Genomic DNA, 12,052 nt, shown 5'->3' on the forward strand with positions numbered 1-12,052 from the left:
CCGCTAATTCCTTTGGAGGTTTTCTACAAATTGCCGATCAACGGTAGACTGGAAAGGCTGTGATCGCAGCGTATGTACTATCCCCGAACCCCTCGAAAGGTCCACTGAGTGATTTCCGTATCTAATCTCGAGCTCCGTGCCGGCGCACGTTTGCTCATGGAAGCGGTTTCATTCCGTGTGGACAAAGGGGACAAGATCGGATTGGTGGGCCGCAACGGCGCGGGCAAAACCACTCTGACCAAAGTCCTCGCAGGGGAGGCCCTGCCCGCAGCAGGTCATGTGAAGCGTTCGGGCGAGATTGGCTACCTGCCCCAGGATCCGCGCACGCCGGACATGGAACAGCTCGGCCGGGACCGCATCCTGTCCGCCCGCGGTTTGGACAAGGTCTCCGCGCAGCTGAAGAAGTGCCAGGATGAAATGGCCAGCGATGACCCCAAAATCTCGCAGAAGGCCATGAACCGCTATGACCGGCTGGAGGCTGAGTTCCTCTCCGCCGGCGGTTATGCCGCAGAGTCTGAAGCGGCAACCATTACCGCCAACCTGGCCCTGCCCGACCGGCTGCTGAACCAGCCGCTGAGCACCCTTTCCGGCGGCCAGCGCCGCCGTGTGGAACTGGCCCGGATCCTGTATTCGGATGCGGAAACCATGCTCCTGGATGAGCCCACCAACCACCTCGACGCCGACTCCATCTCCTGGCTGCGCGAGTTCCTGAAGAACCACACCGGCGGGTTGATCGTGATCAGCCACGACACCGAACTGCTGGAGGCCACGGTCAACAAGGTCTTCAGCCTGGACGCCAACCGCGCCACCATTGACGTCTACAACATGGACTGGAAGCGCTACAAGATCCAGCGCGAAACCGATGAGCGTGCCCGGAAGCGGGAGCGCGCCAATACGGAGAAGAAGGCCGGCGTCCTGCTGGCCCAGGCCAATAAGATGAAGGCCCGTGCTTCGGGTGCTTCAGCGGCGCAGAGCATGCTCAAGCGCGTGGATCGTCTCCTCGGCGGCTTGGACGCAGTCCGCGCCTCCGACCGGGTGGCCGCGCTGCGTTTCCCGGACCCCGCTCCCTGCGGCAAGACGCCCCTCATGGCCGAAGGCCTGAGCAAGAGCTACGGCTCGCTGGAGATCTTCACCGATGTGGACCTGGCCATTGACCGCGGTTCCAAAGTGGTCATCCTCGGCCTCAACGGTGCGGGAAAAACCACGCTGCTGCGCATGCTGGCCGGCGTCGACACCCCGGACACCGGAAAGCTCATTCCGGGCCACGGCCTGAAGGTGGGCTACTACGCGCAGGAGCATGAAACCCTGGATACCGAGCGCACCGTGCTGGAGAACATGCGCTCCTCGGCGCCGGACATGGATGATGCCGAAGTGCGCAGCGTGCTGGGTTCCTTCATGTTCAGCGGCGATGACGTGGACAAGAAGGCCGGTGTGCTTTCCGGTGGTGAGAAGACCCGCCTGGCGCTGGCCACCATTGTTGCTTCGTCAGCCAATGTCCTGCTGCTCGATGAGCCCACCAACAACCTGGACCCCGCCTCGCGCGCGGAAATCCTCGGCGCCCTGAGCAGCTACTCCGGCGCTGTGGTGATGGTGAGCCACGATGAGGGAGCAGTGGCGGCACTGAACCCGGAGCGCGTTGTCCTGCTGCCCGACGGCGACGAGGACCACTGGAACGAAGATTACCTGGATCTGGTAACGCTGGCGTAGGGCAGTGGCTTCTCCGGCTCACCCGGAGGAGGCCCTGACATCCAGCAGAGACCCCCGAGCGTTCGGCGCTTGGGGGTCTCTGTCATTTTGGCAGGATAAGAGGGGAGCCCGTCCTGGTCTCAAGGTTTGTCCTCTGTGTCTATCCATTATTATCAAGCTATATAAGGTTTTCCGGATATATCATCTCAACCACTCCGGGCTCATCACCGCCGGTCCTTCCCGGACACTTCCCAAACCGACCTGTCTCTGACGCAGGGGAGGGGCGGCGCTAAACGGGCAATTTCCCCCCGGGGCGAGAGGTGGCTCCTCTCATGGTGAGGGAAGCTCAGCGGGGGAGTGCGGACGGGTTGGCCGGGTTCTGCCGCGGAGCCCGGGCCAGGCATCCACCTGGCTGGCTGATCCCGGTGAATGCAGAAGTGTCAACCTGCTTCCATGCGGCCTCCGCGCCGGATGGCCAGAGATTGAAAATCCTCGTCCTTGGCGGCGGCGCCTCCCCTGAACAATTCTTATCCATTTTTATCAAGAAATATAAAAGAATCTGGATATTGCGCTACGATGGGTGGCATGCACAGTGCCTCGAATCCGTACTCACCTGGAGCTGGACGCCGCCCTTACCATCTGGCTGGCAGAACATCCTTGATCAACGATTTTGACCTCCTGATTTCGCGTGCTGCCGCCGGGCGCACGGACCGGGGGATAGTGCTGCACGGGTTGCACGGGGTCGGTAAGACTGTGCTGCTCACTGAATTCCGCAAACGGGCTGAGGACGCCGGATTCCTCGCCATTTCACTCGAGGGAAGGGACGCTGAAGGCGGCCCCAAGGCCGTCCGCGCCAAACTTGCCAGGGGACTGCTGCAGGCGGGGCGCAAAGCAAACTCCCGCAGCGATACACCGGCCCTGGCAGCTGCCCTGGGAACCATCGCGTCATTCGCTGCCGGCCTGCAGGTCAGCGGGATCGACGTGGGAGTGGGTGCGCGGCACGGGCGGGGTGACTCGGGAGCTTTTGCCGTGGACCTGGAAGAAACGGTGGAGGACACTGCCGTTGCCCTGGCCGAACGGAAATCGGCGCTGATCCTGGTGGTGGATGAAATGCAGAGCCTGGATGCGGGGCTGCTGGCGGCACTGCTCGGTGCCCAGCACCAGGCCAACCAGCGGGACTGGCCTTTCTATCTGGTGGCAGCCGGATTGCCTAACCTGCCGTCCGTCCTGAACCAGTCGCAGCGGTATGCCGAGGGATTGTTCACCTATCGCAGGGTCGGTGCCCTGGACCGTGAAGACTCCGCAACTGCCCTCACTGCGCCGGCAGCGGAACATGGCGTCTCCTACGATCCGGAGGCGCTGGACCTGCTGCTCAATGCGGCCGGCGGATATCCGTATTTCCTGCAGGAGTACGGATCTGCCGCGTGGGAGTCAGCCCCGCGCCGGCGGATCAGCCCTGATGACGCCAGGGTGGCAGTGGAAATCGGCCGGGCACAGCTGGACCAGGGCTTTTTCCCCATGCGCTGGCGCAGGTCCACCAAGGCCGAGCGTGAGTTCCTGCGGCTCATGGCGGTGGACGGGGAAGGCGGCTCGGGGACGGCAACCCTGGCAGCCCGTGCCGGAAAGAAAATGACGTCCATGACGATGACCCGGGGATCACTCATCCGCAAGGGCATCATCTACGCACCCTCGCTGGGCCAGGTCGCTTTCACCGTGCCGGGGATGGCGGACTACGTGCGCCGGGTCACCGGCTAGACTGGGGGTTTTGGGCCGGACCACGGTTTTGCCCACGCTCGGCACCAAAGGACGGCACGCTATTTCTTCTTCATCCATGGTTCCCTTCGGCCGCTCGCTGGCTGCAGGTGTTTTGTCCCTGGGTCTCATCCTGAGCGGCTGTGCCGGACAACCGGCACCCACTGAAGGAACTGGAACAAGTACCCCGGAAGCGCCTGCGGTCAGCCTGCAGCAGCCGGGGGCTCTCCGCGGAGTATTTGACGGGGGAGCGGGCCCGGCTTCGCTGGCGGCCAGCAGTGCGTTCTATGCTTCCAGCCCTGCTGCGGTGGTACTGGGGCCGGGTGCCCCTGCAGCCGCGGGGCAGGCGTCGGCCGCGGCAGTGGGACTGGGTGTTCCGCTGCTGGTGGTCGAGCCGGGAAATGAGCAGCAGGTTGCCGGTGAACTTGAGCGGCTGGGGGCTGAAGCCGTGGTCCTCTACGGCGCACCGGCTGCCGGCTGGGCCGCCGTCGCAGGGGACCGGGTACAGGTTCCCGGCCCCGCAGACGCTGATGGCTTCCAGTCGCTGCTGAGCCTCGATGCTGTCCCGGCCGAAGCAGCGCCGCTGGTGGCCGCCGTTGCCGCCATGGAACGTGACGCGGAGCTCTCGGTGCCTGGTCTGGAGGCCGCAGCGCCGAAAGAAACCGCTGCTTCTGCTGCAGCTTCCGCGGACCAGCAGGACAATGCTCCTGTTCAACAGCTGCCGGAGTACAAGCCGGCCGGGGCCGGGACGGACGCCATGGTGCTGGCAACGGAGGACCCGGCGTCGGCCGCGGCAGTCGCCACGGCCCGTGCCGCGGGGGCCGAGGTGCGCATGGTGGAGACCGCGGATCCCCGTGCGGACCCGGCCGTCATCGAGGATTTGCGCAGCCGCCGCGACGGCGGAATCTACGCTGCGGGCAATGCCTTCGGCGGCGGGGAGAACTTTGCCGCACACACCGACGTCGCCCTCAATGCACCGGAGTTGCCCGGCGGCGGGCAGACCGTCTTCCCGGGGCGGCGCATGGTGGCGCTTTACGGGCACCCCAGCGGGGGAAGCCTCGGAGTCCTGGGCGAGCAGGGGATGGGCGAGACCATCACCCGGGCCGGGGAGACAGCTGCGCAGTACCAGCCGTACAGCTCCGAGCCGGTGGTGCCTGCACTGGAGATCATTACCACCGTAGCCAGTTCCGGGCCCGGTGCAGACGGAGACTACTCCGAGGAGACAGCGGCGGAGGACCTGCTGCCCTGGATCGAAGCCGCCGGCGAGGCGGGCATCTACGTTGTCCTGGACCTCCAGCCCGGCTACAGCACCTTCCTGAACCAGGCCCTGAGGTACGAGGAGCTGCTGAAGTACCCGCATGTGGGACTGGCGCTGGATGCGGAATGGAGGCTGGCTCCGGGACAGCGGCATCTGGAACAGATCGGGTCCGTGGACGCGGCGGAAATCAACGAAGTATCTGCATGGCTTGCTGATCTCACCCAGGAAAATGTCCTGCCGCAGAAGCTGTTCATGCTGCACCAGTTCAACCTGTCAATGATCCGCAACCGGGATCAGCTCAACGTCAGCCACAGTGAGCTGGCAGTCAGCCTCCACGCTGACGGGCACGGAACACCGGGCCAGAAACTGGACACTTGGAATGCCCTGCGGGACGGGCTGCAGCCGGAAATCTGGCCGGGCTGGAAGAACTTCTACGACGAAGACACTCCCACCCTGACTCCGGAGCAGACGTTCACGCAGATCGAGCCCATGCCCTGGTTTATTTCCTACCAGTAGGACCTAGTAGCCCTGCGCGTCCAGCAGGGCGTCTTCCTCATCTTCCTGGGTACTGCCGCGCTTCTTCCGCGGACGGCGGGGGCGGCTCGGAGCGGGGTGCGCGGCAATCATTTCGTCGTCGTCCTCTTCCCACTCATCGTCATCGCCGTACTTCAGGTTCAGCGCTTCCTGGCGGGCAGCGTAGCCGAGCCCGACAAACAGCATGACGCCGAACGCGAACCACTGCATGGCGTAGGAAAGGTGCGGGCCCTCATCCACTGACGGCTTGGGGGCAGCTTCCGGAACGATGCCGGGGCGCGGGTCCTCGCCGGCCATCAGCCCGTAGGCTCCCTGCTCCAGCGCGTAGCCCACCTCATCCTGGTACTGGCTCAGATTGATGGACGCCAGCTGGCCCTCGGGCGCGCCGCGGCTCACGTCCGGTTCGGCAGGCTTGATGCGCGCGACGACGGTCACTTCACCGCCGGGAGCGGCGGGCACGGCATCCGGTTTACCGGCTTCGTCATTGCCGATCGGCAGCCATCCACGGTTGATCACCACTGCGGTGCCGTCGGAGAGTTTGAGCGGGACCACTACTTCATAGCCGGCGCGTCCGCTCAGCGGCCGGTTCCGGACAATGCGCTGGTTCGCGGTGTCGTAAACCCCCGTCATGGAAACCGGCAGCCATTCCCTGGCGGGGTCATAGTCCTCAAAGAGGGGAGCGGCTTCCTCGAAAGGCACCGGGGCGGCGTCGTAGTTGTTGACGACGTTGCCGATGTCATCCCGGATGGCATCACGGCGGTCCAGCTGCCACATGCCCAGGGCGGAGCACGCAACGGAGAGCAGAGCGGTCAGGGCGAACCAGCCCAGCCAGCGGCCGGAGAGGAGGAAGCGGTACATCTAGGCGGTCCCGCTTCCGTTGTCCGTGGGAGCAGGCGCGCCGCTTAGGGGCAGCGTCTGCTTCCAGAGATCGCGGGTCTGCAGATAATCCTCGAGCCACCCGCGGTGTTCATCACAGGCCAGCCAGATCTTCCGGCGTTCCGGAGTATGGATCCGCGGATTGTTCCACAGCAGCTGCCACTGCGCGTCTGCACGGCACCCCTTCCGGGAGCAGACGGCGGCAGCGCCGGCGCCTGGATCCGACGGTGCGGATTCGGGCCGGACAGCCCCGGTGGTCCGGGCCAGTTGGTCGAGAAGATTCATGCTGAAGGTGGTGCCTTATCGTCGTGAGGGCCAGCAGGGGGCTCGTCGTCAGCGAGCTCACCGTGCAGTACTGCGGTTTCGGGGGAGTCATGAGGGTCGGGCTCACCGGGCTGACGGGCGCGGGGTGCTTCGATCGCGGGGGCGGGGAGCTCATCAATCATGGACTCCGAGGCGGTCATGTTCCGCGTATCGGATCCTCCGTTGGCGATGATCACGGCGAAATACGGAAGGACGACGGCGCCGGCCACCACCACCCACAGCAGCCATCCGTGCACCACGAACAGCAGGAACAGGCAGACCAGGCGGATGCCCATGGACACCGAATACTTGATCATGCGTTCGCGCATCTCATCAGTGTGCGCCGTGCGTGCGTCCGTGATCCGGGGGACCTGACCGCCGCGGCTGGATTCCTTGTTCATCACTCTCCCAAACAGATTTCCCCATTGTCGCACCGGTTGCTGTGATGTTGAAGTCGGAACCAGCCCGGCTAGGATCGATTCCTGTCACCCCCACACTCTCAGCGGAGGAATATCTGTGCAGAACAACACCCAGCCGTCCACCGGCCGCAGCGTCCTGGTTACCGGCGGAAACCGCGGAATCGGGCTGGCCATAGCCCAGGCATTCGTTGCCAACGGCGATCAGGTTGCAATCACCTACCGCAGCGGAGACGTGCCGGAAGGCATGCTCGGCGTCAAAGCGGATGTGACCGACATGGCATCGGTGGACGCCGCCTTCACCGAGGTTGAGGCAGCCCACGGCCCCGTGGAAGTACTGGTGGCCAACGCCGGTATCACCCGCGATACCCTGCTGCTGCGCATGAGCGAGGATGACTTCACCGACGTCGTGGACACCAACCTCACCGGAGCCTTCCGGGTCATCAAGCGGGCATCCAAGGGCATGATCAAGCTGCGCCGCGGGCGGGTTGTCCTGATCTCCTCAGTGGTGGGCCTGTACGGCTCGCCCGGCCAGATCAACTACGCGGCCTCCAAGTCCGGCCTGATCGGTATTGCCCGGTCACTCACCCGCGAGCTGGGGTCACGGAACATCACCGCCAACGTGGTGGCTCCGGGCTTCATCAACACGGACATGACCAAGGCCCTGCCCGAGGACACACAGAAGAACTACCTCTCCTCCATTCCGGCCAACCGGTTCGCCGAACCGGAAGAGGTTGCCTCCGTGGTGCGCTGGATTGCGGGACCCGAGGCCTCCTACATTTCCGGCGCCGTCATCCCTGTTGACGGCGGCCTGGGAATGGGTCACTAAGTTCCGGAAGGGAATCCTTGGAGGTTTCCACCACTTCGCGGATCACTCCCGGCTGGCAGGATGGGAGAAGTTGCGCATCATTTTGTTCAGTTTCGACAAAACTCTCACAAAGGAGAACCCATGGGCCTGCTGGACGGCAAAGCCGCCATCGTCACCGGATCCTCACGCGGCATCGGAGCGGAGGTGGCCAAGTACCTGGCCGCCGAAGGTGCCGGCGTGGTGGTCAACTACCGCCAGAAGGCTCCCCGGGCCAACAAGGTTGTCACCGGCATTGAAAACGACGGCGGCCGCGCCGTCGCAGTGGGTGCCGACCTGACCTCCTCCGAGGGCCCGGCCGCCCTGGTTGCCGCCGCCGCGGAGAACTTCGGCGGCCTGGACGTACTGGTGCTGAACGCCTCCGGCGGCATGGAAACCGGCGTCGAGGAGGACTATGCGCTGAAGCTCAACCGCGACGCGCAGGTGAATATGCTCAAGGCGGCCCTGGAGGTCATGCCCGCGGGATCCCGGGTGGTTTTCGTCACCAGCCACCAGGCGCACTTCATCAATTCGGTGCCCACCATGCCCGAATACGAGCCCGTGGCCCGCAGCAAGCGCGCCGGCGAGGATGCCCTGCGGGACATGCTGCCGCAGCTTGAGCAGAAGGGCATCACCCTGGTGGTGGTTTCCGGGGACATGATCGAGGGAACTGTCACGGCCACGCTCCTGGACCGGGCCAACCCCGGGGCCATCGAGGCGCGCCGGACGGAAGCCGGAAAGCTGTACTCGGTCCAGGAATTCGGCGCTGAAGTGGCCCGGATGGCCATTGCGGACGTCTCCCACGGACACACCGAATACGTGGGCGGAGCGGACTACCTCGGCGCTGCGGGCGAGGTGCCCGCGCAGGGCTAGTTCCTACAGCTTCACAAAGTGCTGCACCACGTCCAGATTGGGCAGGTTCAGCACGGCATCCGCGGCGGCCTGCACTGCCGGTTTGGCGTTGAACGCCACCCCCAGTGCGGCCGCCGCCAGCATGTCCAGGTCATTGGCGCCGTCGCCCACCGCAATGGTGTGGCGCTGTTCGATGCCCTGGGCTGCTGCCCAGCCGCGCAGGGACTCGGCCTTGACCGCACGGTCCACCACGGGGCCTTCCACGGTGCCGGTCAGCACGCCGTCCTGTACGCCCAGGAGATTGGCCCTGGCATAGGTGAGCTGCAGGCGCTCCGCCAGCGGATCCAGGACCTGGCTGAAGCCGCCTGACACCACGGCCACCGCGTGCCCGGCAGTCAGGAATTCCTTGACCAGCAATTCCGCGCCGTCGGACAACTCAATGCGGGCACCCACTGCCGGGATGACGGACTCCGGCAGTCCGGCCAGCGCCCTGACACGCTGATGCAGGCTTTGGGCAAAGTCCAGTTCGCCGCGCATCGCCGCTTCAGTGACGGCGGCAACCTCGGCTTCGCGGCCTGCGTGGGCGGCCAGCAGTTCAATGACTTCCTGCTTGATCAGGGTGGAATCCACATCCATGACCAGCAGTTTGCGTGCCGGCTCCAGCAGGGAGGAGGGCACGACGGCGCTGGCGGCACCGCGGGCATCCCCGCCAAGTGCCGCCGCGGCTGCGGTGACCGCCATCCGCAGCGTTTCGATGCCGCCGTCGTACTCCACCAGCAGCTTGGTGACGGCGTAACCGTCCCCCGCGGCGTTCTCAAGTTCCAGGATGCGGGCGCCGGCAACGCCGGCGGCCTGCTGGATCGCCGAGAGGTAGGCGCCGCTCAGCTCCCGCCCGTAGCTGACGACACCATAGAGCGGTGCTGCGTTGTTTTCGGAGGAGTCTTGGGCGGGCATTGCGTATCCGTTTCTGCTGACTGGGCGGGAAGTGCGGGGCACGCGTTTAGCCATCGGCCCTTTCTTTAGCCTAATGTCTAGTGCTATGAGTGATGTTCTTGAATTTGCTGCCGTAAGTGTCGTTCGCGGCGGCAAGACCCTGTTGGATGCAGTTGACTGGCAGGTCAAGGAGGGGGAGCGCTGGGTCATCATGGGCCCCAACGGCGCCGGGAAAACCACTCTGCTGCAGATCGCCGGCGGGCGCATGCACCCCACCCGCGGAGTCGCCGGAATCCTTGAGGAAGTCCTCGGAACCGTTGATGTCTTTGAGCTCCGTCCCCGGATCGGCCTGGCCTCAGCTGCCCTGGCGAACCAGATTCCGGAACACGAAACCGTGCTCAACGTGGTGCTGACCGCTTCCTACGGCATGACCGGCCGGTGGCGGGAAAAGTACGAAAAGCTGGACGAACGCCGCGCATTCCGCCTCCTCCATGACTGGGGGATGTCCACCTTCATGAACCGTAACTTTGCCTCCCTGAGCGAGGGTGAGCGCAAGCGCGTGCAGATTGCCCGCGCCCTGATGACTGATCCCGAGCTCCTGCTGCTGGACGAGCCGGCCGCCGGCCTGGACCTCGCCGGCCGGGAGGACCTCGTGGCGCGCCTGTCCGAACTGGCCGCGGATGAAGAGGCGCCGGCCATGGTGCTCGTCACGCACCACCTGGAAGAGGTGCCCCCGGGCTTCACCCACGCGTTGCTCCTGCGCGACGGCGGCGTGGTGGCCTCGGGTCCCATCGAAGAAGTCTTCACCGAGGAAAACCTCAGCACCGCCTTTGATGTGCCGCTGAACGTACAGCACGACGGCGGCCGCTGGTCCGCCACTGCACGCCGCTGACCGTCGCACAGCACGCACTTTTTCGTGGACATTTTTCATGACGCCCTGGTCTTCGTTGCCGGTTTGTGGGCGGGCACGATCAACGCCGTGGTCGGGTCGGGAACACTCGTCACTTTTCCGGTGCTGGTGGCCCTGGGGTATGCCCCGGTGGCTGCCACCATTTCCAACGCAATGGGACTCATCGCCGGGAACATTGCAGGGTCCTGGGGCTACCGCCGGGAACTGGCAGGGCTAAAGCAGACCCTCCTGAAGCTGCTGCCCGCGTCGGTGCTGGGCGGCATCACGGGGGCTGCGCTGCTGCTGCACCTGCCGGAGAGCGTCTTCGGCACCGTGGCCCCCTACCTGATCGTGGTGGCGCTGCTGTTTGTCGTCTTCCAGCCCAAACTGCAGTCCTGGGTCCGCCGGCGTGCGGATGCATCACCGGCCGCCCAACAACCCAGGCGCCAGGGCGTCATCCTGATCATCCTGATCTATTTGGCAGGCGTGTACGGCGGCTACTTCGTGGCGGCACAGGGGATCCTGCTGGTGGGCATTCTCGGTATCTTCCTGCACGGCAGCATTCAGAACGCCAACGCCATGAAGAACATCCTGGTCCTTGGCGTCAATATTGTTGCCGCCGTCTCCTACCTGCTGTTTGCCTTCGACCGGATTGTCTGGCCCGTGGTGGGACTCATCGCCGTGGCGTCCCTGATCGGCGGGTTCCTCGGCGCGGCCGTTGGCCGCCGGCTCTCCCCGGTGGTGCTGCGCACCGTCATTGTGCTGCTGGGCCTGCTCGCCCTGTGGAATATGGTGTTCTAAGTGAGCCTCCAATATCTTTCATCCGCCGCCGACCCGCGCGTTGCCGACTACACCGGCCTGACAGACACTGCCCTGAGGCGCCGCCGGGAACCTGAGGAAGGCATGTACATTGCCGAGTCCTCCAAGGTCCTGCGCCGTGCCCTGGACGCCGGACACCAACCGCGTTCCTTTTTCCTCGCCGAGAAATGGATTCCCGACCTCTCGGATTTGCTGGACCGCTACCCCGAGGTGCCCGCCTATGTGGGAACGGCGGACGTCCTGGAGGAAATCACCGGTTTCCACCTGCACCGCGGCGCGCTGGCGGCCATGGAACGTCCGGCACCGCTGGAGCTTGAGCCCCTGCTGGCATCTGCACGCCGCGTAGCGGTCCTCGAAGACATTGTGGACCACACCAACATTGGCGCGATCTTCCGGTCCGCCGCCGCGCTGGGCGTGGATGCCGTGCTGGTCAGTCCCCGCTGCGCGGACCCGCTGTACCGGCGGGCCATCCGGGTCAGCATGGGCACCGTCTTTCAGGTGCCGTGGGTCCGCCTGACGCAGTGGCCGGGCCAGCTGGAAGTCCTGCGGAACGCCGGGTTCGTCACCGCTGCGCTGGCGCTGGCCGAGGACTCCCTGACCCTGGACGAGCTCAGTTCGCGCCGCGATGAGCGCCTCGCCCTGGTGCTGGGAACCGAGGGGGACGGCCTCGCCGCCGGAACCATCTCCGCCGTGGACCTCACGGTTCGCATCCCGATGAGCGCAGGCGTGGATTCCCTGAATGTCGCCGCCGCCAGCGCTGTGGCCTTCTGGGAGTGCCGGCCGCAGCCGTCGCGGCCCTAGGGGGCAATGACCCCGGGATGCGTGAGAGAAAGCACGCGAAAATCCCTTGCAGGCGCAGTGCCCGGTCTTTTATCTATATATTACGGAGC

General features: G+C 65.1%; 12 protein-coding genes. 8 read left to right on the forward strand and 4 right to left on the reverse strand.

Translation table 11 applies throughout. The features are described from left to right. The first annotated feature begins 108 nt into the window (after window positions 1-108). From QMA10_RS00720 to QMA10_RS00730, 3 genes are all read left to right on the forward strand, one after another. Window positions 109-1,707 carry an ABC-F family ATP-binding cassette domain-containing protein gene (locus tag QMA10_RS00720; RefSeq protein ID WP_290165158.1) on the forward strand — a complete coding sequence of 533 codons (1,599 nt, stop codon included), beginning with the start codon at window positions 109-111 and terminating at the stop codon, window positions 1,705-1,707. A gap of 564 nt (window positions 1,708-2,271) precedes the next feature. Further along, the gene (locus tag QMA10_RS00725; protein WP_290165160.1) at window positions 2,272-3,441 is read left to right on the forward strand and encodes an ATP-binding protein; all 1,170 of its coding nucleotides are present in this window, start codon (window positions 2,272-2,274) and stop codon (window positions 3,439-3,441) included. 10 nt (window positions 3,442-3,451) lie between these two features. Continuing rightward, the gene (locus tag QMA10_RS00730; RefSeq protein WP_290165162.1) at window positions 3,452-5,212 is read left to right on the forward strand and encodes a hypothetical protein; all 1,761 of its coding nucleotides are present in this window, start codon (window positions 3,452-3,454) and stop codon (window positions 5,210-5,212) included. 3 nt (window positions 5,213-5,215) lie between these two features. Here QMA10_RS00730 and QMA10_RS00735 read toward each other — a convergent pair whose 3' ends face one another. From QMA10_RS00735 to QMA10_RS00745, 3 genes are read right to left on the reverse strand one after another with little or no spacing between them, the layout of a single operon-like run. Next, on the reverse strand, window positions 5,216-6,088 hold the full coding sequence (locus tag QMA10_RS00735) for an SURF1 family protein (protein ID WP_290165164.1): 873 nt from the start codon (window positions 6,086-6,088) through the stop codon (window positions 5,216-5,218). After that, window positions 6,089-6,391 (reverse strand): hypothetical protein, encoded by a 303-nt coding sequence (locus QMA10_RS00740; RefSeq protein ID WP_290165166.1) that lies wholly within the window; start codon window positions 6,389-6,391, stop codon window positions 6,089-6,091. Beyond that, a complete protein-coding gene (locus QMA10_RS00745) occupies window positions 6,388-6,810 on the reverse strand; it encodes a DUF3099 domain-containing protein (RefSeq protein WP_290165168.1) in 423 nt (140 codons plus the stop codon). Before QMA10_RS00745 ends, QMA10_RS00740 begins: the two co-directional genes overlap by 4 nt. 115 nt (window positions 6,811-6,925) lie before the next feature. On the opposite strand from QMA10_RS00745, the gene QMA10_RS00750 reads away from it, so the two are divergent. Beyond that, a complete protein-coding gene (locus QMA10_RS00750; protein ID WP_290165170.1) occupies window positions 6,926-7,654 on the forward strand; it encodes a beta-ketoacyl-ACP reductase in 729 nt (242 codons plus the stop codon). Window positions 7,655-7,774: 120 nt separating this feature from the next. Further along, a complete protein-coding gene (locus tag QMA10_RS00755; RefSeq protein ID WP_290165172.1) occupies window positions 7,775-8,542 on the forward strand; it encodes an SDR family oxidoreductase in 768 nt (255 codons plus the stop codon). 3 nt (window positions 8,543-8,545) lie between these two features. Here QMA10_RS00755 and serB read toward each other — a convergent pair whose 3' ends face one another. Continuing rightward, complete coding sequence (gene serB, locus QMA10_RS00760) at window positions 8,546-9,475, reverse strand: phosphoserine phosphatase SerB (RefSeq protein ID WP_290165174.1); 930 nt, start codon at window positions 9,473-9,475, stop codon at window positions 8,546-8,548. Between the two features lie 85 nt (window positions 9,476-9,560). Between serB and QMA10_RS00765 the strand changes: the two genes are divergently transcribed. Genes QMA10_RS00765 through QMA10_RS00775 form a run of 3 tightly spaced genes read left to right on the forward strand, consistent with a single transcriptional unit; the run spans window position 9,561 to window position 11,963 of the window. After that, a complete protein-coding gene (locus tag QMA10_RS00765) occupies window positions 9,561-10,346 on the forward strand; it encodes an ABC transporter ATP-binding protein (RefSeq protein WP_290165176.1) in 786 nt (261 codons plus the stop codon). A gap of 24 nt (window positions 10,347-10,370) precedes the next feature. Further along, entirely contained in the window at window positions 10,371-11,144 is a 774-nt protein-coding gene (locus QMA10_RS00770) for a sulfite exporter TauE/SafE family protein (RefSeq protein ID WP_290165178.1), read from the forward strand. After that, window positions 11,145-11,963 carry an RNA methyltransferase gene (locus tag QMA10_RS00775; RefSeq protein WP_290165180.1) on the forward strand — a complete coding sequence of 273 codons (819 nt, stop codon included), beginning with the start codon at window positions 11,145-11,147 and terminating at the stop codon, window positions 11,961-11,963. Window positions 11,964-12,052: the final 89 nt, after the last annotated feature.

It is taken from the genome of Arthrobacter sp. APC 3897 (assembly GCF_030407495.1).
Classification (GTDB): domain Bacteria; phylum Actinomycetota; class Actinomycetes; order Actinomycetales; family Micrococcaceae; genus Arthrobacter_B.

Coding starts and splice junctions, on each gene's coding strand:
- QMA10_RS00740 (WP_290165166.1), bottom strand. CDS start 6,391: ATGAATCTTCTCGACCAACTGGCCCGGACCACCGGGGCTGTCCGGCCC.
- QMA10_RS00745 (WP_290165168.1), bottom strand. CDS start 6,810: ATGAACAAGGAATCCAGCCGCGGCGGTCAGGTCCCCCGGATCACGGAC.
- QMA10_RS00765 (WP_290165176.1), top strand. CDS start 9,561: ATGAGTGATGTTCTTGAATTTGCTGCCGTAAGTGTCGTTCGCGGCGGC.
- serB (WP_290165174.1), bottom strand. CDS start 9,475: ATGCCCGCCCAAGACTCCTCCGAAAACAACGCAGCACCGCTCTATGGT.
- QMA10_RS00755 (WP_290165172.1), top strand. CDS start 7,775: ATGGGCCTGCTGGACGGCAAAGCCGCCATCGTCACCGGATCCTCACGC.
- QMA10_RS00725 (WP_290165160.1), top strand. CDS start 2,272: ATGCACAGTGCCTCGAATCCGTACTCACCTGGAGCTGGACGCCGCCCT.
- QMA10_RS00735 (WP_290165164.1), bottom strand. CDS start 6,088: ATGTACCGCTTCCTCCTCTCCGGCCGCTGGCTGGGCTGGTTCGCCCTG.